The organism is Thermanaerosceptrum fracticalcis, assembly GCF_000746025.2.
Taxonomy (GTDB): Bacteria; Bacillota; Peptococcia; order DRI-13; family DRI-13; genus Thermanaerosceptrum; species Thermanaerosceptrum fracticalcis.
Window position 1 is genome coordinate 2,455,918 of sequence record NZ_CP045798.1, and the last position, 18,843, is coordinate 2,474,760.

Annotated in this window: 24 protein-coding genes; all 24 read right to left on the reverse strand. The window is 49.5% G+C overall.

Features of this window, described 5'->3' with window-relative positions:
* Positions 1 to 30: 30 nt before the first annotated feature.
* Positions 31 to 399 carry a YueI family protein gene (locus BR63_RS12455; protein WP_034420594.1) on the reverse strand — a complete coding sequence of 123 codons (369 nt, stop codon included), beginning with the start codon at positions 397 to 399 and terminating at the stop codon, positions 31 to 33.
* Between the two features lie 389 nt (positions 400 to 788).
* Positions 789 to 1,196 carry a F0F1 ATP synthase subunit epsilon gene (locus tag BR63_RS12460; protein WP_034420593.1) on the reverse strand — a complete coding sequence of 136 codons (408 nt, stop codon included), beginning with the start codon at positions 1,194 to 1,196 and terminating at the stop codon, positions 789 to 791.
* A 3-nt stretch (positions 1,197 to 1,199) separates the two neighbouring features.
* The gene (atpD, locus tag BR63_RS12465; RefSeq protein ID WP_034420592.1) at positions 1,200 to 2,600 is read right to left on the reverse strand and encodes a F0F1 ATP synthase subunit beta; all 1,401 of its coding nucleotides are present in this window, start codon (positions 2,598 to 2,600) and stop codon (positions 1,200 to 1,202) included.
* An 85-nt stretch (positions 2,601 to 2,685) separates the two neighbouring features.
* Positions 2,686 to 3,069: a four helix bundle protein gene (locus BR63_RS12470; protein WP_153802022.1), complete on the reverse strand. Its 384-nt coding sequence runs from the start codon at positions 3,067 to 3,069 to the stop codon at positions 2,686 to 2,688.
* A 47-nt stretch (positions 3,070 to 3,116) separates the two neighbouring features.
* Complete coding sequence (gene atpG / locus BR63_RS12475; RefSeq protein ID WP_034420590.1) at positions 3,117 to 3,977, reverse strand: ATP synthase F1 subunit gamma; 861 nt, start codon at positions 3,975 to 3,977, stop codon at positions 3,117 to 3,119.
* Between the two features lie 63 nt (positions 3,978 to 4,040).
* On the reverse strand, positions 4,041 to 5,552 hold the full coding sequence (atpA, locus tag BR63_RS12480) for a F0F1 ATP synthase subunit alpha (RefSeq protein ID WP_034420589.1): 1,512 nt from the start codon (positions 5,550 to 5,552) through the stop codon (positions 4,041 to 4,043).
* Between the two features lies 1 nt (position 5,553).
* Complete coding sequence (atpH, locus tag BR63_RS12485; RefSeq protein ID WP_034420588.1) at positions 5,554 to 6,117, reverse strand: ATP synthase F1 subunit delta; 564 nt, start codon at positions 6,115 to 6,117, stop codon at positions 5,554 to 5,556.
* A complete protein-coding gene (gene atpF / locus BR63_RS12490) occupies positions 6,117 to 6,602 on the reverse strand; it encodes a F0F1 ATP synthase subunit B (protein WP_034420587.1) in 486 nt (161 codons plus the stop codon). Before atpF ends, atpH begins: the two co-directional genes overlap by 1 nt.
* Positions 6,603 to 6,698: 96 nt before the next feature.
* Entirely contained in the window at positions 6,699 to 6,929 is a 231-nt protein-coding gene (atpE, locus tag BR63_RS12495; RefSeq protein WP_476718250.1) for an ATP synthase F0 subunit C, read from the reverse strand.
* An 87-nt stretch (positions 6,930 to 7,016) separates the two neighbouring features.
* Positions 7,017 to 7,736, reverse strand: coding sequence for a F0F1 ATP synthase subunit A (atpB, locus tag BR63_RS12500; RefSeq protein WP_051965468.1), 720 nt, complete (start codon positions 7,734 to 7,736; stop codon positions 7,017 to 7,019).
* A 1-nt stretch (position 7,737) separates the two neighbouring features.
* Entirely contained in the window at positions 7,738 to 8,037 is a 300-nt protein-coding gene (locus BR63_RS12505; protein WP_034420586.1) for an ATP synthase subunit I, read from the reverse strand.
* A gap of 96 nt (positions 8,038 to 8,133) precedes the next feature.
* Positions 8,134 to 8,358: an AtpZ/AtpI family protein gene (locus BR63_RS12510; protein ID WP_161781854.1), complete on the reverse strand. Its 225-nt coding sequence runs from the start codon at positions 8,356 to 8,358 to the stop codon at positions 8,134 to 8,136.
* Between the two features lie 184 nt (positions 8,359 to 8,542).
* Positions 8,543 to 9,700, reverse strand: a complete 1,158-nt coding sequence (wecB, locus tag BR63_RS12515) for a non-hydrolyzing UDP-N-acetylglucosamine 2-epimerase (protein WP_034420584.1) — start codon at positions 9,698 to 9,700, stop codon at positions 8,543 to 8,545.
* On the reverse strand, positions 9,679 to 10,029 hold the full coding sequence (locus tag BR63_RS12520; RefSeq protein WP_051965467.1) for a MazG-like family protein: 351 nt from the start codon (positions 10,027 to 10,029) through the stop codon (positions 9,679 to 9,681). The genes wecB and BR63_RS12520 overlap by 22 nt, the downstream gene beginning before the upstream one ends.
* 7 nt (positions 10,030 to 10,036) lie before the next feature.
* Complete coding sequence (locus tag BR63_RS12525) at positions 10,037 to 10,483, reverse strand: deoxycytidylate deaminase (RefSeq protein WP_034420583.1); 447 nt, start codon at positions 10,481 to 10,483, stop codon at positions 10,037 to 10,039.
* A 15-nt stretch (positions 10,484 to 10,498) separates the two neighbouring features.
* Positions 10,499 to 11,128 carry a uracil phosphoribosyltransferase gene (upp, locus tag BR63_RS12530; protein ID WP_034420582.1) on the reverse strand — a complete coding sequence of 210 codons (630 nt, stop codon included), beginning with the start codon at positions 11,126 to 11,128 and terminating at the stop codon, positions 10,499 to 10,501.
* A 107-nt stretch (positions 11,129 to 11,235) separates the two neighbouring features.
* Positions 11,236 to 12,495, reverse strand: a complete 1,260-nt coding sequence (locus BR63_RS12535; protein WP_034420581.1) for a serine hydroxymethyltransferase — start codon at positions 12,493 to 12,495, stop codon at positions 11,236 to 11,238.
* A 183-nt stretch (positions 12,496 to 12,678) separates the two neighbouring features.
* Complete coding sequence (locus BR63_RS12540; RefSeq protein WP_034420655.1) at positions 12,679 to 13,227, reverse strand: TIGR01440 family protein; 549 nt, start codon at positions 13,225 to 13,227, stop codon at positions 12,679 to 12,681.
* A gap of 171 nt (positions 13,228 to 13,398) precedes the next feature.
* Positions 13,399 to 13,848 carry a ribose 5-phosphate isomerase B gene (gene rpiB / locus BR63_RS12545; RefSeq protein ID WP_034420580.1) on the reverse strand — a complete coding sequence of 150 codons (450 nt, stop codon included), beginning with the start codon at positions 13,846 to 13,848 and terminating at the stop codon, positions 13,399 to 13,401.
* A gap of 249 nt (positions 13,849 to 14,097) precedes the next feature.
* The gene (locus BR63_RS12550) at positions 14,098 to 14,580 is read right to left on the reverse strand and encodes a low molecular weight protein arginine phosphatase (protein ID WP_034420579.1); all 483 of its coding nucleotides are present in this window, start codon (positions 14,578 to 14,580) and stop codon (positions 14,098 to 14,100) included.
* Between the two features lie 275 nt (positions 14,581 to 14,855).
* Positions 14,856 to 15,431: a manganese efflux pump MntP gene (locus BR63_RS12555; RefSeq protein ID WP_034420578.1), complete on the reverse strand. Its 576-nt coding sequence runs from the start codon at positions 15,429 to 15,431 to the stop codon at positions 14,856 to 14,858.
* 179 nt (positions 15,432 to 15,610) lie between these two features.
* On the reverse strand, positions 15,611 to 16,663 hold the full coding sequence (locus BR63_RS12560) for an L-threonylcarbamoyladenylate synthase (RefSeq protein WP_034420577.1): 1,053 nt from the start codon (positions 16,661 to 16,663) through the stop codon (positions 15,611 to 15,613).
* A gap of 225 nt (positions 16,664 to 16,888) precedes the next feature.
* The gene (locus BR63_RS12565; RefSeq protein ID WP_051965466.1) at positions 16,889 to 18,616 is read right to left on the reverse strand and encodes a Na(+)/H(+) antiporter subunit D; all 1,728 of its coding nucleotides are present in this window, start codon (positions 18,614 to 18,616) and stop codon (positions 16,889 to 16,891) included.
* Positions 18,606 to 18,842 carry a hypothetical protein gene (locus tag BR63_RS12570; RefSeq protein ID WP_034420576.1) on the reverse strand — a complete coding sequence of 79 codons (237 nt, stop codon included), beginning with the start codon at positions 18,840 to 18,842 and terminating at the stop codon, positions 18,606 to 18,608. The genes BR63_RS12565 and BR63_RS12570 overlap by 11 nt, the downstream gene beginning before the upstream one ends.
* Position 18,843 lies beyond the last annotated feature (1 nt).

Below are 18,843 nucleotides of genomic sequence, written 5' to 3' on the forward strand. Positions count from 1 at the left end.
CATTTTATTCCGACTGTAAGAACATTTGTATTATTTAACCATTATGTCCTTGACGTCGACAGCTTTATCGCTTACTACAACCAATCCTATATTACCAGTATATTCTGGGTTGTCTACCATGGTGAATTGGAGACCTTTTTTCCGGGCCAGTTGGATGTATTCCCTTGCTTCATTAAGGTTCGCCTTCTGATTGATCACTAATTTATGGGCCCGCGGATCTTGTATGGCTTCCTTGATTTCGGGGTAAGTACCCGGTTCGTCAATCTGCTCAAAAGTTAAGGCCTTTAAAATACGCTCCCTGAACTCACCCAGGTACTTTCTTCTCTCATCTTTTTTTAACTCCGGGTCTCCCTGGATGCCTCTGGCGATAATCTCTTCCAGTTCAGAACGGTCATTCATACTAGCACCTCCACAGTAAGTTACTAGTTCCTAGTTACTAGTTACTAGTGGTAAGAGAGCAGTTCGCAGAGATCAGTGACCGGTGACCAGTGATCGGTGACCCGTGATCGGTGACCAGCGAATTAACCGGACACTGGACACTGGGCTCTGGTCACTTACACAGGTGCTGGACTCCGGACACCGGGCTCCGGTCACAGATATCGGATGTCGGATACCGGCAAGTCGTCTACCAATATTATATCCCAATGAGCTGATAAAACAGATACACCGCAGTCAGGCTGACCGCGGTGCATCTGTTTTAGGTTAATTGCTTCTCAAGCAATTACTTTTTTTTATTCGCTATCTCTTTCTAATTTCCTGCTTATTTAATGATATTTTCCTGCTAAATTCTAGCCATTTAATCCCGCTGTGCGCAGACGGGCCATGGCCCGCTGCAGGGCGAATTCAGCTCTGGCCACATCGAGGCCGGGAGGCCGCTCTTTAAGTCTTTTCTCGGCCCGCTCCCTGGCCGCTCTGGCGCGTTCGATGTCAATGTGTTCAGGCCTTTCGGCAGTATCGGCGAGTATCGTTACTTTATTAGAAGAGACTTCCATAAAGCCCCCGCTGATGGCCAGGAGCTGTGTCTTTCCTTCCTGGCGGTACTTAACGACACCGGGTTTTAAACCGGAAATGAGCGGGGCATGGTTGGGGAGGACCCCCAGATATCCCTCAGCGGCAGGGACAATGATGGACTGAACCTCATCACTGAAGACCTGTTTTTCCGGGGTAACTACTTCCAAATTGAGGGTTTTCGCCATTAATTATCCCTCCAACTCACGGGCTCTTGCTACTACCTCATCAATGGTCCCCGCCATCAGGAATGCATGCTCGGGAATATCATCATGTTTACCTTCAATAATTTCTTTGAAACCTCTTACGGTTTCTTTGATAGGCACATATTTTCCGGGAGTACCTGTGAATTGTTCGGCCACAAAGAAAGGCTGGGAAAGGAAACGCTGTACTTTACGGGCTCTGTATACAGTGAGTTTATCTTCTTCTGTCAGTTCATCCATACCCAGGATGGCGATGATATCCTGTAGTTCTTTATAGCGCTGGAGGATTTTTTGTACGCCTCGGGCTACCTCATAGTGCTCCTGCCCCAGAACCTGGGGATCCAGAATCCGGGAGGTGGAATCCAGGGGATCGACAGCGGGATAAATACCTAACTCGGCAATTTGCCGGGACAATACGGTGGTGGCATCCAGGTGGGCGAAGGTTGTGGCGGGTGCAGGGTCGGTCAGGTCGTCAGCAGGCACATAGATGGCCTGTACGGAAGTGATGGAACCTTTTTTGGTGGAGGTGATCCGTTCCTGGAGGTTACCCATCTCTGTAGCCAGCGTAGGCTGGTAACCAACGGCAGAGGGCATCCGGCCCAGGAGGGCGGAAACCTCAGAACCGGCCTGGGTAAAGCGGAAGATGTTGTCGATGAAGAGCAGCACGTCCTGTCCTTCTACATCCCGGAAATATTCGGCCATGGTTAAGCCGGTCAATCCCACACGCTGGCGGGCTCCAGGGGGCTCGTTCATCTGGCCGAAAACCAGGGTTGTCTTGTCAATAACCCCTGATTCCCTCATTTCATGCCAGAGATCGTTGCCTTCCCGGGTACGCTCACCAACGCCGGCAAACACGGAAAAGCCGCCATGCTCATAAGCAATGTTTCTTATAAGTTCCATAATCAAAACGGTTTTGCCAACACCGGCGCCGCCGAATAAACCTACCTTGCCACCCTTGGCATAAGGGGCTAAGAGGTCGATGACCTTGATGCCCGTTTCCAATATTTCCGTAGATGGTTCCTGGTCCACAAAAGCGGGAGCAGGACGGTGAATAGGCCACTTCTCTTCTACAGTCACCGGTCCTTGTTCGTCGATGACGTTACCGATAACATTGAATATCCTGCCCAGGGTATTTCTTCCCACAGGTACGGCAATGGCTGCTCCCGTATCCACAGCGGTCATACCCCGCTGCAAACCGTCCGTGGAGGACATGGCTACACAGCGTACAGTATTATTTCCCAGATGCTGGGCGGCTTCCATCACTAAGTTAATGTTGCGCTTTTCGTCGGTAATGGTTATAGCGTTATAGATATCAGGTAATTGTCCTGCAGGAAACTCTACGTCCACAACAGGTCCGATTACCTGGACTACTTTACCTGATACGCTCATTTTCTTTTTTGCACCTCCTGATAGTTACTAGTTACTAGTTACTAGTTACTAGTTTTTATAAACTAGCTGTAACCAGCATAAGGAGTCATTTCTTTGGCTTATTGTTAATTGCACACTCTAAACTTGTAATTAAACCATTTAACATTTTACCTACTTCGTCATAGTCCCGAACAAATCTAAAGTATGTGTCTGCATTGATATAGCCTAAATCTTTACATAGTCGTAATTGATACCTCAATTCCATCAATGAACCACGAGCCATCGCAAGAAGACGGCGAAAATCTGCGTAAGATTTGAGGCCAGTACCTTCGGCAATATTCATTGGTATAGATGAAGAAGCACGACGTATCTGGGAAGTTAAGCCATACAATTCTTCTTTTGGAAAGTCTTTTGTTATCTCATAGATTTGCAAAGCTAACTTATGACTCTTCTGCCATACGATTAAATCCTCAAAATCTCGTTGCATCATAACACCATCTTATCGTTACTAGTAACTAAGAACTAGTAACTAATAACTTACTGCGCCTTCAAGGCATTGGCCCCACCTACTATCTCCGCTATTTCGCGGGTGATGGCGGCCTGTCTGGCCCTGTTGAAGGAGAGGGTCAGTTTGTCAATCATTTCTCCTGCGTTATCCGTGGCCGAGCCCATGGCCGTCATCCTGGAGCCGTGCTCGCTGGCCTTGGCTTCCGTAAGGGCCTGGTAAACCACATTGTTAATATACTTGGGCAGGAGGATTTCCAACACCTGCTCCGGTCCCGGTTCATAGAGATATTCGGTATTTTCCTCCTTACCCTCCCCCGAATAGGGAATGGGCAGGAGCTGTTTCATAACGGGTCTCTGCTGGACAGGGGAGATAAATTCCTGGTAGATAACATGGACTTCATCGTAGATGCCGTCCAGGAAATAGTTTACGGCCATTTGGGCGATTCGCTGGGCTTCGATAAAAGTGGGAGTATCCTTGATGCCTAAGAATTCCCCTTGAATGTTTTTACCCCTGCGTCTTAAGAAGTCCCGCCCCTTACGGCCCACAGTGATAAAACCTACTTCATATTGCTTAAACCTGGCTGCCTCTAACATGGCCTTACGGACCAGGTTGGCGTTATAACCGCCGGCCAGTCCCCTGTCAGCTGTAATCAGGATAATCCCTACAGATTTTACGGGGCGCTTGGTCATAAGGTTGTGGGCCGTTTCCCCTGCCGAAGCCACGATACGGCCCAAGACTTCTTCCAGCTTTTTTGCATAAGGCCGGGCGGAAACGGCAGCTTCCTGGGTTTTTCTCAGCTTGGCCGCAGCCACCATTTCCATGGCTTTAGTAATCTGCTGTGTATTTTTAACGCTCCTGATGCGACGCTTGATATCACGTACACCTGGCATCTTTTCACCACCTTTACTCGATTAACCAGTTACTAGTTATTAGTTACTAGTTACTAGTTGCTCCTAAGCTCTGAACGACCCCTTGTATTCCTCAATGGCTGCCTTCAACTGCTTTTCCAGCTCAGGGGTTAAGACCTTGCCGTCCCTGATTCCGGTCAATACCTGCTTGTGGTTGGTAGACCGCATGAATTTAAGGAAACCATCTTCAAAGGCCTTAACTTCTTCCACGGCAATGTCATCCAAGTAGCCGTTAACGGCTGTGTAGATCACAACTACTTGTTCTTCTACGGGCATGGGCTGGTACTGGCCCTGCTTCAAGATCTCCATGGTCTTCTGTCCCCGGTTGAGGCGGGCCTGGGTGGCTTTATCCAGGTCGGAACCGAACTGGGCAAAGGCTGCCAGTTCCCGGTACTGGGCAAGATCAATACGCAGGCGTCCGGCCACCTGTTTCATGGCCTTGATCTGAGCCGCGCCCCCTACCCGGGATACGGAAATACCTACGTTAATGGCAGGACGGAAACCGGCGTAGAAAAGGTCGGACTCCAGGAAAATCTGGCCGTCGGTGATAGAAATAACGTTGGTGGGAATATAGGCCGACACGTCACCGGCCTGGGTCTCAATGACGGGCAGGGCTGTCATCGACCCGCCGCCCATTTCATCACTGAGTTTGGCGGCACGCTCCAGTAAACGGGAATGGAGGTAGAACACGTCCCCGGGATAGGCTTCACGGCCGGGAGGACGTCTTAACAAGAGGGAGAGTTCCCGGTAAGCGGCAGCCTGCTTGGAGAGGTCATCGTAAATAATCAGGACGTGTTTGCCGTTGTACATGAACTCCTCGCCCATGGCACAGCCGGCATAAGGGGCGATATACAGCAGGGGAGCAGGTTCACTGGCGGTAGCTGCTACCACGATGGAGTAATCCATAGCCCCTGCCTGTTCTAATCTTTGCACTACACCGGCTACGGTGGAGGCTTTTTGGCCAATAGCCACGTAGATACAAATAACGTTTTGTCCCTTCTGGTTGATAATGGTGTCCACGGCTACTGCCGTTTTTCCTGTCTGGCGGTCGCCAATGATCAATTCCCGCTGTCCCCGGCCGATGGGCACCATGGAGTCGATGGCCTTCAGACCGGTCTGCAGGGGTTCATGGACGGATTTCCGGAAAACGACACCGGGTGCGGGGGATTCCACAGGTCTGAATTTATCGGTCTTAATGGGTCCTTTGCCGTCGATGGGCTGCCCCAGGGCGTTCACAACGCGACCGATGAGGGCTTCGCCTACAGGAACCTGTACAATCCGTCCTGTACGCTTTACCTGGTCCCCTTCTTTAATCTGGGCAAAAGGACCTAAAATAACACAACCGATGTTATCTTCTTCAAGGTTTAAGGCCATACCATAAACGCCGCCGGGAAACTCTAACATTTCCCCGGCCATGGCCTGGCTTAAACCGTGGATACGGGCTACACCGTCAGCAACCTGAATAACGGTTCCGATGTTGGAGACCTCTACTTCACTTTGATAATTTTCTATCTGCTGCTTCAAGATAGAGCTGATTTCTTCAGGTCTAATGCTCATGTTATTTGATCACCCCAATTCCTTCAAACTGTGACTGCTGGAGACGGTTCTTCATCAGAGAAAGTTTCTTGACCACACTGCCGTCAATGACAGTATCCCCCACGCGTACAACCAATCCTCCAATTAAAGAAGTATCGATTACACTCTTGAGGCGTACATTCTTACCGGTGGCTTGAGACAACCTTTCTTTAAGCTCTCTGAAATCTTTGTCGGTAAGCTGTACGGCAGACCGTACTTCAGCATCAATGATATTTCTTGCCTCGTCGGCATACTTTTTATATTCCCCAATGATTTCCTGATAAAGGCCTTCACGCCGTTTGTCTATGATCAGGTTTAGGAAGTTTGTGACGATAGGACTGAACTGATTTTTGATTAAATTTTGCAGGGCCCGTTTCTTTTCCTCAGGTAAGACCCGGGGGTTATCCATCAGGTCCTTGACGGCTCTATCGCTTTTTAAGAGCACGAGAAAACTGTCCAGCTCCGTCTCATACTGGTCCACGGCATTTCTTTCCGCAGCCAGCATCAAGAGGGCCTGGGCATAACGCCGGGGTACTGTTCGATTCATCAAGACGCATCCCCCACCTCATTTAGAAAATCACGTACCATCTTCTCGTGGTCTTCCTGCATCAGGTTTTTATCGATAATCTTACCGGCGGCAAGGATCGCTAAAGCCGCTACTTCATCCCGGAGCTCAGCCTTGGCCTTTTCCTTGGCCAGGCGGATTTCTTCCTGGGCCTTCTTTGAGAGCTTAGCCGCTTCCTCGCGGGCCTCCGTAATGATTTCCGTCTTGGTATCTTCACCTAGCTTGGTGGCTTTGGTGATGATCTCCTGGGCTTCCCGTTTGGCATTCTGCATTTCCTTGACATACTCGTCTTTCATCTGCTGGGCTTCGGCACGGGCAGATTCAGCCTCTTGGTATTTGTTTTGGATTTCCTGTTTCCTGGCCTCCAGGTGGCCCAAGAGCGGCTTATACAGGAATTTATTTAGAATGGCTACCAGCACTAAGAAGTTAATGATAGCCCAGATCATATCCGGAATATGGATTTCCATAGTACTCCCCCTCTTTTGTTGGCTTTTAGGCCTTGGGAATAATTCTGGGGGCGACAGAGGAAAACTCCTTGTCGCCCACCAATCCCAGTACTACTCTTAGCCAATTTTGCCTAAAAGCAAGAATGCAATCAACAGACCATAGATTGTCAAGGCTTCCATAAATGCTAAGGAGAGGATTAGAGCAGTGCGGATTTCTCCAGCAGCCTCAGGCTGTCTTGCAATGGATTCCATGGCTTTTGCAGCAGCATTACCTTGACCAAGGGCAGGGCCGATAGTTGCAATAGCTATACAAAGACCTGCGGCTAATGCGATCATGCCTTCAACCACGACGTTACCTCCTTTCCCAAATTCCTGTTCTTTTATATGAGCTAAACCTTTAAAGGCAAGCTAACCAGTTTATTTATTTTATTGTTTTTAATGGTGTTCAACAGTGGCGTTAGCGATATACAAGGCAGCCAGCAGGGTAAAAACAAAGGCCTGAATTAAGCCGAACAGAACGCCCAATAGCATCATGGGCAGGGGTATAAACAAGGGAACCAGGGCGAAAAGGCTGGCCACCACCATTTCCTCGCCAAAAACGTTGCCGTAGAGACGTAAAGATAAAGAGAGCGGCTTGACAAATTCTTCAATGATGTTTAAGGGCAGCAGGAAAGGCATGGGCTCGATAAAATGCTTAAAATACTTGAGTCCTTTGGCCTTGACGCCATAATAATGAGTAGCAAAGAATACTACAATGGCAAAGGCTGCAGTTACACTTAAGGTGCTGGTTGGTGCCTGTAATCCGGGGGTATGTCCTGCTCCAGGCAGGAGTCCCGAATAGTTGGAAGCGAGAATCAGGATAAAGAAACTGGCCAGTAAGGGGAAATAGCGCTTAGCGTACTTTTCTTTCCCCATAACCTGGGTTAAAAATCCCAGGATGCTTTCCAGCAAGAACTCCATAAAATTCTGGAGGCGGCTTTCGGGTATCTTCTTAAGATTTCTGGTGGCAAAATAAGCAGCCAGGGATATGAGGAGCATCAATCCCCACATGGTGGTCACAGCACTGGAAACTTCTAAACCAAATATGGAAAACAGGGCTCGGCTGTGCTCTGCACCCTCTGCTAAAGTTGCGGCATAGGCCGGTGTAGCAAACATATTAACTCACCCCTTTCCTGCCAAGATTAGCAAACAAGTGTTTTAAAAATAAAATATTTTTGCTCACGGTTAAACCCAGAGCCGTAGCTACAAGCATGGGCATGTTCTTATGCACGAGAAATAAAGCAGCGATGTTCAGGACATAGCGAATACCATAACGCAAAGTAATAAGGTTTTTGGCCTTGTGTTCCGGCAAGTTTTGGGCCTGCCTCATCCCCTGCATCAAGAGAAAATGATTGAAAGCGGAAACCAGAAGGCCAAAGGCCAGTCCAATAAGGGCTGAAGGGAGCCAGGTAGGCATGGGACCACATCCTTGAGTTAGTTACTAGTTACTAGTTATTAGTTACTAGAGGTTTGCATTGTTCGGACGTCGGAAATCGGAGAGCGGAAGTCGCCCCTACTCATCCTTCTTCTCCAGTGTCTTCAGGTCGGCCAGCAGGCGTTTGAATACTGCGGCTACGGCCAGGATAACACCGAGGGCCATAAAGAGAGGGGCAGTGCCCAGGCGGTTATCCAGCCACTGCCCGCCCTTAAAGAGGATGTAGACAGTAATGGCCATGGTTAAACCAAAACTCAAGCCAAAATTCAGATATTGGAACCCGCTGCTCTTATTTTTACCCATGATACTCCTCACAGTAACACAATAAGGGGCATTTAGTCCAGAGCCAACAAATAGATTTTCTGTAAAAAAAGTGAGAAAAAACATGTATGTCATGCTCGGGGTTAACACCTATTTAGTTCCTATTTTCACAAGATAATTATACCTTTTTTTCTAGTAAAAGTCATATTTTTTTTATTTTTCACCCTTATTTTATGAAAAATGGTTGAGGCCTTTCCTTGGAGTATCCCCAAAAATGGTGTAAAGCTTTCACGATGCGCTGACTGGCCAACCCATCACCGTAAGGATTGACGGCATGGGCCATCCGGTCATACTCTTCTTTGCTGGTTAAAAGACTCCGGGTGACCGTGTATATTTTCTCCCTGCTTGTTCCCACCAGTTTGACCGTGCCGGCTTCCACGGCTTCAGGCCGCTCGGTATTTTCCCTTAATACCAGCACAGGTTTACCCAGGGAGGGAGCCTCTTCCTGTAATCCTCCTGAATCCGTTAAGACCAGGTAGGATTTGTTCATCAGATTGGCAAAGGGCTCGTAATCCAGGGGCTCAATGAGCACTACCCTTTCCAGGCCCCCCAGAACCTCCTCAACGACTTTACGCACTGCCGGGTTTTTATGGACGGGAAAGACCAGAACCACATCGGGGAATTCCCGGACGATGTCACGCATGGCCAGGTACATCTGGCGCATGGGTTCACCTAAGTTTTCCCTGCGGTGTGTGGTAACTACAATGACACGATTATTGATAAAATCCAGTTCCTTTAGAGCCGGTTCGGCAAACCGGTAGCCGGTTTGGACCGTCTTTAAGAGAGCATCGATGACGGTATTGCCTGTAACATAGATAGCTTCACGGTTATGCCCTTCCTTTAATAAATTTTGCTCCGCCGTTTCCGTGGGGGCAAAATGAATGTCACCCAGGGTACCGGTGAGGCGCCTGTTCATTTCTTCGGGGAAGGGAGAATACTTATGGCCCGAACGCAGTCCTGCTTCCACATGTCCCACGGGAATTTGCTGGTAAAAAGCAGCCAGGGCTCCCACGAAAGTGGTTGTGGTATCCCCGTGGACCAGGACCATGTCCGGTTTTTCCTGCTGGAGAACATCTTTCAGCCCCAGCAAAGCGCGGGTGGTAATATCAAAAAGGGTCTGTCCGGCCTTCATAATGTCCAGGTCATAGTCAGGCTCCAGGCCGAAAAGGTGTAAGACCTGGTCCAGCATTTCCCGGTGCTGGGCCGTAACGGCCACTTTACATTCAATATAAGGGTCCTCTTTGAGGGCTAAAACCAGGGGGGCCATTTTGATGGCCTCCGGCCTTGTGCCGAAAATCGCGATTACTTTCTTGGTATGTGACATGTCTCTTTCTCCTGCGGTGAAATTGATAAGTAGCCTTTCTGCTCCAGTTTTTTGATGTGTTCGGCCACGGCTTTTTCGATGTCTACCTGATAATGTTCCTCCAGGACAAACATCATGGACACCGCCGTTTGGGCTACGTCTAAAAGTTCCCTGGTAATACACTCAATCACCTGGGCTTCTTCATGTTTTAAGGGCTCACCATTTAAGCCCCGGAACTTGCCGATGGCCTGGGCTAATTCTCCCGCTTCCTCCATAAGTTTAAGGGCTGTAGACTCCATGGTGGGAGCCAGTTTATTGAGTCGGGGCAGGGCAATGATTTTTTGTTTCATAACTCCTCTACTCCTTTGACCAGGGACGCAGTTCCACACCGGCTTCCTTGAGCAGGGCTAAAGATAATTCATCAGGATAGGGCCCTTGAAAAACAATCCTTTTAATCTGGGCATTAATCAGCATTTTACTGCAAAGGACACAGGGCTGGGTAGTAGAATATAACGTCCCCCCCGCCACACTGACACCGTGGACAGCGCTCTGGATAATGGCATTTTGTTCCGCATGGAGTCCCCGGCACAGTTCATGCCTTTCCCCCGAAGGGATACCTAACTTCTCCCGCAGGCACCCTATTTCACTGCAGTGGACAAGGCCGCTGGGCGCACCGTTATAACCGCTGGCCAAAATGTGTTTATCCTTTACGATCACCGCACCCACCCGGCGCCGCAGGCAGGTAGACCTGGAGGCCACTACCTGGGTAATCTCCATAAAATAGTCGTCCCAAGAAGGGCGCATTTGTTTTCGTCCCCCTTACTTGGTGCCGAAGAGCCTGTCACCTGCGTCTCCCAGACCAGGTACGATATACCCATGGTCGTTCAAGTGGCTGTCCACAGCACCGGCAAAGATGTCTACATCGGGGTGGGCAGACTGGACTGCACTAATTCCTTCGGGAGCAGCAATGAGGCAGACAAGCTTGATGCTTTTGGCCCCCCGCTCTTTTAGAAAACCGATGGCGGCTACGGCAGAGCCTCCCGTAGCCAGCATGGGGTCAATCACAATCAAATCACGCTCAGGTAAATCTGTGGGCAGCTTGCAGTAATACTCCACAGGTTTTAAAGTTTCAGGGTCCCGATAAAGACCGACATGACCTACCTTCGCCGCAGGGATCAGTTTCAGCATGCCGTTGACCATACCTAACCCCGCCCGGAGAATGGGCACCAGTCCTACTTTACGACCGGCAATCACCTTGGTCTTGGCCGGGCCTACAGGTGTGTTAATCTCCGTTTCCTGGAGAGGGAAATCCCGGGTAACTTCATAGGCCATAAGCATGGATACTTCTTCTACCAGTTCTCTGAACTCCTTGGATCCGGTGTTTTCATCCCGGATATAGGTAAGTTTGTGCTGAATCAAAGGATGGTCAATCACAACTACTTTCCCCATATCAAGAGCCTCCTCTTCTTTTTTGGACGATCTCCGATTATCCGATATCCGCTTTCCCACAGACACTCCATATTAGAATCGGAATTCGGAAGGCGAAGCCGTATTCGTTAGAACCCGTCATGGGCTACCAGCGGGAAAGCCCCCGTTAGTTCCTTAACTAACTTCCGGGCTTTCTCCAATTTATCCTCTTGTCCCCGGTAGGTGATCACCAGGTCAATAATCTCGGCGATAGTCTTCATTTCCGGTTCTTTCATGCCCCTGGTGGTTACTGCGGGGGTACCGATTCTGATGCCGCTGGTCACAAAGGGACTCTGGGGATCGAAAGGAATCGTATTCTTATTGACGGTTACGCCAGCCTCATCCAGGAGACCTTCGGCCTCTTTACCCGTCATCTCTTTACTGCGCATATCCAGGAGCATCAGGTGATTGTCCGTGCCGCCGGAAACCAGGCGGAAGCCTTTCTCTTTAAGAGAATCAGCCAACACCTTAGCATTCTTTAGAATCTGTTCCTGGTAGGCCTTAAACATGGGTTCCATGGCCTCTTTAAAAGAAACAGCCTTAGCTGCAATGACATGCATCAGGGGACCTCCCTGGATACCCGGGAAAATGGCCTTATCAATGGCCTGGGCATAGGGAGCTTTGCAGAGGATCATCCCGCCCCGGGGACCCCTTAAAGTCTTATGGGTGGTAGTTGTGACAATATCGGCATGGGGCACCGGGTTAGGATGAAGTCCGGCTGCTACCAGCCCGGCAATATGGGCCATATCTACCATGAAAAGGGCCCCTACTTCTTTGGCAATATAGCCAAATCGCTCAAAATCGATAATGCAGGGGTAAGCGCTGGCCCCGGCTACGATCAGTTTGGGTCTGGTTTCCCTGGCGATACGCAGGACTTCGTCATAGTTAATTCTCTCTGTCTCTTTATCCACACCATAGGCTACGAAATTATAATACTTGCCGGAGATATTCACAGGGCTGCCGTGGGTTAAGTGCCCGCCGTGGCTCAGGTTCATGCCCAGGATGGTGTCTCCCGGATTCACCAGGGCAAAATAGACGGCAGTATTGGCCTGGGCGCCGGAATGGGGCTGAACATTGGCATGCTCGGCACCGAAAATGGCCTTAGCCCTTTCCCGGGCTAACTCCTCCACTTTGTCTACCCATTCACAACCCCCGTAATACCGTTTTCCCGGATAACCTTCGGCATACTTGTTCGTAAGGACCGAGCCCTGGGCCGCCATCACAGCGCGGCTCACAAAGTTCTCAGAAGCAATGAGTTCGATTTTGTCCAGCTGGCGTTTTTCTTCGCCGGCTATGTACTCGGCCAATTCAGGGTCTACAGGCAATACGTATTTCTCAATATAATCCATGAACATCCTCCCTTGTTTATACATGACGACATCCGCTTTCCGATATCCGATTTCCGATTTGATTGCTTCCATGTTCATGTTCTAGTGCAGCATTGTCGGATGTGGGCGGTCGGTAATCGGTGATCAGTTGTCGGAAAATCGCACCAAACTAACAACTACCAACTAGCAACTAGCAACTAACAACTAACAACTAACATATCGTGCCCTTTCCCCGCCAATAAGTTTGGGCCGGGTCCGGGCCATGGTCAAATGGGCTTCTCCAATGGCCTTCAGTGAACCCCGGAAAGGTACTGCCACGGGTTTTAGATGCATCCCAATAAAGGTATCGCCAATATCCAAACCCGCATGGCCCTGGATTTTCTCCACCACTACAGGATTTACATATGTCTTCATGGCCGTATAGGCTAAACTGCCCCCAGCTCCCTGCACGGGGTAAACAGTCACTTGTTCCAGGCCGTACTTCTCCATACAGGCTTCTTCAACGACCAGGGCCCTGTTCAGATGCTCGCAGCACTGGACAGCCAGGTAGAGCCCCTTTTCCCGGACCAGGGGATAAATCCCCTCCATGAGAGCCTGGGCAATTTCCAGACTGGAAGCTGTGCCAATTTTTTTCCCTGCCACTTCACTGGTGCTGCAGCCCACCACCAAGACCTGTTCTTTTTTCAGCTGGGCCGCCTCCAGCAATTCGCTAAGGGCTGTTCTGATATCCTGTGTAATCTTGGAATAATCCATCATTTCACACTCGCTTTCCGATAACCGACTTCCGACTTTTAGCGACGAGAGTCCAGTGTCGAGTGACCAGTGTCCAGTTGACGACTTCCGTTATCCGACATCCGAATTCCGATGAAAACCACTAGTAACTAGTAACTAATAACTAGTAACTAAACTGCTGCGAACTGCCAACTAACAAGTACACCGCTTCTCAATGGCCGCAATCTTGTCCACCCGTTTTTGGTGCCTGCCTCCGGAAAATTCGGAAGCTAACCATACGTCCACGATTTCCAGGGCTAATCCTTTGCCAATCACGCGCTCGCCTAAAGCCAAAATATTGGCATCGTTATGTTCCCGGGATGCCCTGGCTGAAAAAGTATCATGGCATAAGGCCGCCCGGATTCCCGGTACTTTATTGGCGGCTATACTGATGCCAATCCCCGTGCCACAGATGAGAATACCCTTATCAAATTCCCCTGCGGCCACGGCCTGGGCCAGAGGCAGGGCTATATCGGGATAATCGCAGGAATCGGTGCTATGGGTACCAAAATCCTTGATCTCGTATTTTTTTTCTAAGAGCGCTTTTTTTATTTCTTCTTTCAGTTGATATCCCCCATGATCAGAACCTATGGCTATTCTCAAAAGGATCACTCCTTAAAAACACTATATTGGGGACATTCCCTTCCCCAAAGAATTATTGGGGACATTCCCTTCCCCAAAGAACGGCTCATACTTCAGCGGGTGTGTCCAATACCGATGGGGACATTCCTGTCTTTCGGAACTACCCAAACTTCAGCAGGTGTGTCCCCTTTCCTTAGTAGAAAACAACTAAACTTTTTACTTCGCCTTAAAAAGACAAATTCCTTCCTGTTTCTCAAGTATACTTGGCCCCTATTGTATGGTATTTTCTCCCAGCATCCTATCCAGGACTTTTTCGATATATCCCTTTAGTTCCTTAGCACAGGCCAAATAGGCTTCCCGGGGTTGTCCAAAAGGATCGGATACGTCTTTCTCAGTTCCCAGGGCATATTCGGCCAGCAAGTACACCTTCCCTTTGGCTTCTGGGAAGCGCTGGAAGAGATAGTCCCTGTGACGTGCCGTCATGACCAGGACCAGGTCCGCGTCATTAATTAATTCCTCTGTAACCTCCCTGGTACGATGGGACGACAAATCAATTCCCCATTCACAGAGCACAGAACGGGCCTGGGGAGAAGCACTATCTCCCGGGGCTGCCCCCGTTCCCGCTGACAAAAACTGTATTTGGGAAAGTACTCCCCCTCTTTCCTGCAGGGAATACCTGGCGAGAGCTTCAGCCATGCTGCTGCGGCAGGTGTTGCCGGTACACACGAAAAGCACCTTTTTGACTGTATTCACAAAACCCACCTCACCAGAAGAAATGCAGTAAGCGGCTTCGTTAACCGTTAACCGTAAACCGTGACCAGTGTCCGGTGTCCAGTGACCGGTAATTTTTTCGTAAACCGTTTAACGTAAACCGTAAACCCAGGAACGTTAACCGTGATGACGTGAACCGTAAACTTTTTGGCGAATACGGCTTCGCCTCCCGATATCCGATATCTTTTTTTACGACTTCCGAGATCCGCTTCCCGATATCCGATGTCGGCAATCGGTAGTCGGTAGTACTGCCAACTTCAGAACAAGAACTTAAGCCCTATCAGTACCAGAATGGCGCCGCCCAGGATTTCGGCTCTTTCGCCAATGGTCCTGTTCAGGCGTTTGCCAAAAATTAGACCGCCGGCAGTCATAACCCCGGCTACTAAACCCATGGTGATTACTGTAAGGGTTAAGTCTACCCGTAAAGTACCCAGGCTAAATCCGGCGGTTAAGGCATCCAAACTTACGCTGGCAGCCATCACAGCCAGGCTCACAGGATTGCCGATGTTAATTACGTCACTGACTTTACCCGTACCGGGAGAAACCACTCGCCCACCCCATCCCAGCTCCCTGATGTTCTCCCAGATAGTGCTGAGCCCGATGGTAATAAGCACAAGGGCACCGATGACAGAGGCAACGGGTCCCGCCACCTTGCCCAAATAAGTTCCTAAGGTTAGTCCCAAAAGGGGCATGAAAATATGGAAAAGACAAACGACTCCCGAAACCAGATAGATTTCCCTTCGTCTTATGCCTGCCAGACCAATGCCGATTGCTACAGAAAAGGCGTCAATCCCTAAAGCTATGGAAACCAGGAGTACGGCTGAATAATTCATGTGACACCCCGATTTAGTTGATAGTTCGAATAAAGGAACGTTTTCCGATATCCGCTTTCCGATATCCGAATTAATGTGTATTATCTTCGGAGCATTTGTTATTACTATCGAAGTTGCTGGTCGGCGGTCGGTAATCGGAAGTTTTACTATACATACATATGCAAGATAGGGGCTTTACATTAGGCATTTATGACATGATAGCCCGCAGATTTTAAGAGCCTGTTCATCAAAGCACTGCCTAACCCTTCCTGGCTGTAGGTCTCTGTGAAAATGACATCCACACCCACCTGGTCGCAATAACGGAGCTCGCCGTAAATTATCCGGGCTATTCCTGCCAGATTTAAACGGGTACCCATATTTTTACCGTAGGTGACAGGAAGGCTCCCTAAAAGCCGCCATGTTTCATCCGTCAACAAGAGACCTATTTTTTTACCCTGTCTAGTGTAGCGTTCCACAAGTTCCCTAATTTTACGCGAAACATTTTCCGGAGTTCCCTCGACAAGGATCACTTCCGCCTGGGGTGAATAATGGGTATATTTCATGCCTGGAGCTTTAGGGACAGCTTCCGGGGCAGCGAGGCCGGAATCAACTGAAACCTCCCCCAGCACCTCCTGTAAATCCTCAGTCGTTATGCCGCCGGGCCGCAAAATAACCGGTCTATCTTCCGTTAGATCCAGCACTGTAGATTCCAAACCCACACCTGTGGGTCCACTGTCCAGAATAGCTTCAATCTTTCCTGCCAGGTCATCCCAGACGTGCTGGGCCGTGGTGGGACTGGGCAACCCGGAACGGTTGGCGCTGGGTGCGGCTACCGGAACCCCGGCCTCCCTGATCAGAGCCAGGGCTACAGGATGACTGGGCATCCTTAAGGCTACGGTAGCCAAACCTGCGGTAACCTCCCGGGGAATGACATCTTGTTTAGGTAAGACCAGTGTCAGGGGACCGGGCCAAAAGCGCTCCATGACCCGGAAAGCAGCAGGGGGTATATCTTTAGCCAAAGTATAGACGGCATGTACATCAGCGATATGCAGGATTAAAGGATTGTCCGAGGGGCGGCCTTTGGCGCGAAATATTCTAGCCACTGCTTCGGGACTTAGACCGTTGGCACCCAGGCCGTAGACCGTTTCCGTGGGAAAGGCTACCAGACCCCCTTCCTTAATAATTTGGGCAGCATCTTTGATGATCCTGTCCGGAATAAAGGAAGGATCTACTTGCCAGATAAGAGTTTTCATTGTCTGCAACCTTCTTTGTCACGACTTTAAGAAATAGTATAACACTTATTTTACCAGGCATGTAAAGATTTTTTACTATTATACTATTTACAAGTTTAGAAAGTTAGCACATATTTTTATTCCACACCCTATGGCACTGTTTATGTAAAGTGAATTGGTGACAGGGCAGCACATCAGCCAAAAAAGGAAAAGACGCAGGCCAGGCTTGCGTCTTTTCCCTTAGCTTCAGGTCAACCAGATATATGAAAGGGCAACGACAAAAACAATAACACTCATCAGGACCGTTATCCCCACCGGGAAGCGGTACCTGTCCTCCTGGTAGAAAGGAGACGGAGGACCATTTTCCCCAGTCTGGGGAACCAGGACCAGGGGATTTCTAAAAAAGGGCACTACTGCTTCAAGGAGCCTGTTGCCCCATACCCCGGAACCGTTCCGTACACTAGAGACAAAGTTGACCAGGGAAATTGTCAGGTAATACAGGGGCCGCCGGTAGAACCAGTCAGTATCTACGGAAACGGTGGGCTCACCACCGAGTTTAGGAATGAATAACCAGAAAGCAGCCAGTGTTGCTACCAGAAGCTGCACAGCGGAAATCACATGGTCCAGGGTATATGGCTCATAGGTGGCAGCAAAGGGCAAGTACTGGTATAGGAGGGAGGGGACTACTCCGTACATGGTGCAGAGAAAGGCTCCGCCGATCATAGCTGCATGCATATTTAAGGGGATTTTTCCGGGCTTAAGGCCGCGGTCAGGCCCGAAAAACATGAAATAGGGGAGTTTCAGACCTGTGTGTAAAAAGGTACCCACGCTGGCCAAATACAGGAGAAGTTCTACTGCAGGCATATGGTTGTAGGCAGCAGCGGAAACAATCATGGATTTGCTGATAAACCCGTTGAAAAGGGGTACACCTGAGATGGAAAAGGCACCTACGGTATAAAGGATGACCGTAGCCGGCATTTCCCGGAAAAAGCCACCCAGTTCAGAGAGCTTACGCCGCCCGGTGGCATAAATTACAGCTCCCGCTCCCATAAAGAGGAGGGATTTGTAAAGAATATGGCTGAAAGCGTGGGATACAGCGCCATTCAGGGCCAGATCGGTACCCATGCCAACGGCAGCCACCATGTAACCTACCTGGCTGATGATATGATAGGCCAGAAGTCGCCTGATATCGTTTTCCAGTACGGCATAAACCACACCGTAGAGAGCCATGATTACGCCGGCCCAGATTAAAAGTTCCGTACCGGGGAAAACCCTGATCAGACAATACACGGCAACCTTGGTAGTAAATGAGCTGAGGAAAACACTTCCGCTGACCGTTCCCTCAGGATAGGCATCTGTCAGCCAGGCATGAAGAGGGGGAATAGCCGCATTTATGGAAATGCCCAGTAAAATCAGCCAAAAAGCCAGGTCATTTGTTCCCGTCAGAACCGTAATCAAAGGTTCTCCCCCGGTGACTTTGAGGAAGATCCCGGCCAGGAGGAGATTGCCGCCAAAGAAATGGACCAGAATGTACCTGAAACCGGCACTGATGGCCTGAGGAGCCTTTCTGTACCAGATTAAAAGGGTAGATGTCACAGCCATAAGCTCCCAGAAAAAGATCAGGGTTACCCAATCACCGGCCAGCACCACGCCCAGGGAACTGCCGGCATAAGCCAGACCTGCGGCACTTTCCCCCCTGTTTTTGATATGGAGGGCATAGATATTGCCTAACAGGGCCATGATGCTGAAAATCAGGGCAAAAACCCAGGAAAGACGATCAACTTTTAACAGGATCAGTTCCAGGCCGTTGATAAAGGGATAGGACCAAATTGTGCCTGCCTGCAGGGCAAAGACAGCCGCAATGGCCAGCAGGGGAGCCAGCACCATGACTACACGGCGGAAAAAGAGGGGCAGGACAGTTACTGAAATGGCACCCAAAAGCAGGATAAAACCGGGATGAAATTCAAAATTCATTGTCTTCACCTCCGCCGTAATAGTCTTCTGCTTTCTGGATAAAGACCTTGCCCAGGAATTTGGAAACTACAATTATAGCCACACAGCCCAGAAAACCGTAGATGATGTCAAAACCGATAAAACCATGCCACCAGTAGTAAACGTGATGGTGAACAAAGATCATTTCAATGAGGATGGATAATACAAGTACGGCACCACTGATAACCAGCACCTTGTTCGTTGACATA

Excerpts from the sequence above, each read along its gene's own strand:
- BR63_RS12460 (WP_034420593.1), bottom strand. The coding sequence starts at position 1,196 with ATGGCGAAAACCCTCAATTTGGAAGTAGTTACCCCGGAAAAACAGGTC.
- BR63_RS12555 (WP_034420578.1), bottom strand. The coding sequence starts at position 15,431 with ATGAATTATTCAGCCGTACTCCTGGTTTCCATAGCTTTAGGGATTGAC.
- BR63_RS12535 (WP_034420581.1), bottom strand. The coding sequence starts at position 12,495 with ATGGATTATATTGAGAAATACGTATTGCCTGTAGACCCTGAATTGGCC.
- BR63_RS12525 (WP_034420583.1), bottom strand. The coding sequence starts at position 10,483 with ATGCGCCCTTCTTGGGACGACTATTTTATGGAGATTACCCAGGTAGTG.
- atpA (WP_034420589.1), bottom strand. The coding sequence starts at position 5,552 with ATGAGCATTAGACCTGAAGAAATCAGCTCTATCTTGAAGCAGCAGATA.
- atpB (WP_051965468.1), bottom strand. The coding sequence starts at position 7,736 with ATGTTTGCTACACCGGCCTATGCCGCAACTTTAGCAGAGGGTGCAGAG.
- BR63_RS12565 (WP_051965466.1), bottom strand. The coding sequence starts at position 18,616 with ATGAATTTTGAATTTCATCCCGGTTTTATCCTGCTTTTGGGTGCCATT.
- BR63_RS12455 (WP_034420594.1), bottom strand. The coding sequence starts at position 399 with ATGAATGACCGTTCTGAACTGGAAGAGATTATCGCCAGAGGCATCCAG.
- BR63_RS12540 (WP_034420655.1), bottom strand. The coding sequence starts at position 13,227 with ATGGATTATTCCAAGATTACACAGGATATCAGAACAGCCCTTAGCGAA.
- BR63_RS12520 (WP_051965467.1), bottom strand. The coding sequence starts at position 10,029 with ATGAAACAAAAAATCATTGCCCTGCCCCGACTCAATAAACTGGCTCCC.
- wecB (WP_034420584.1), bottom strand. The coding sequence starts at position 9,700 with ATGTCACATACCAAGAAAGTAATCGCGATTTTCGGCACAAGGCCGGAG.
- atpG (WP_034420590.1), bottom strand. The coding sequence starts at position 3,977 with ATGCCAGGTGTACGTGATATCAAGCGTCGCATCAGGAGCGTTAAAAAT.
- BR63_RS12510 (WP_161781854.1), bottom strand. The coding sequence starts at position 8,358 with ATGGGTAAAAATAAGAGCAGCGGGTTCCAATATCTGAATTTTGGCTTG.
- BR63_RS12505 (WP_034420586.1), bottom strand. The coding sequence starts at position 8,037 with ATGCCTACCTGGCTCCCTTCAGCCCTTATTGGACTGGCCTTTGGCCTT.
- BR63_RS12570 (WP_034420576.1), bottom strand. The coding sequence starts at position 18,842 with ATGTCAACGAACAAGGTGCTGGTTATCAGTGGTGCCGTACTTGTATTA.
- upp (WP_034420582.1), bottom strand. The coding sequence starts at position 11,128 with ATGGGGAAAGTAGTTGTGATTGACCATCCTTTGATTCAGCACAAACTT.
- atpH (WP_034420588.1), bottom strand. The coding sequence starts at position 6,117 with ATGAATCGAACAGTACCCCGGCGTTATGCCCAGGCCCTCTTGATGCTG.
- atpD (WP_034420592.1), bottom strand. The coding sequence starts at position 2,600 with ATGAGCGTATCAGGTAAAGTAGTCCAGGTAATCGGACCTGTTGTGGAC.
- BR63_RS12470 (WP_153802022.1), bottom strand. The coding sequence starts at position 3,069 with ATGATGCAACGAGATTTTGAGGATTTAATCGTATGGCAGAAGAGTCAT.
- BR63_RS12560 (WP_034420577.1), bottom strand. The coding sequence starts at position 16,663 with ATGAAAACTCTTATCTGGCAAGTAGATCCTTCCTTTATTCCGGACAGG.
- atpF (WP_034420587.1), bottom strand. The coding sequence starts at position 6,602 with ATGGAAATCCATATTCCGGATATGATCTGGGCTATCATTAACTTCTTA.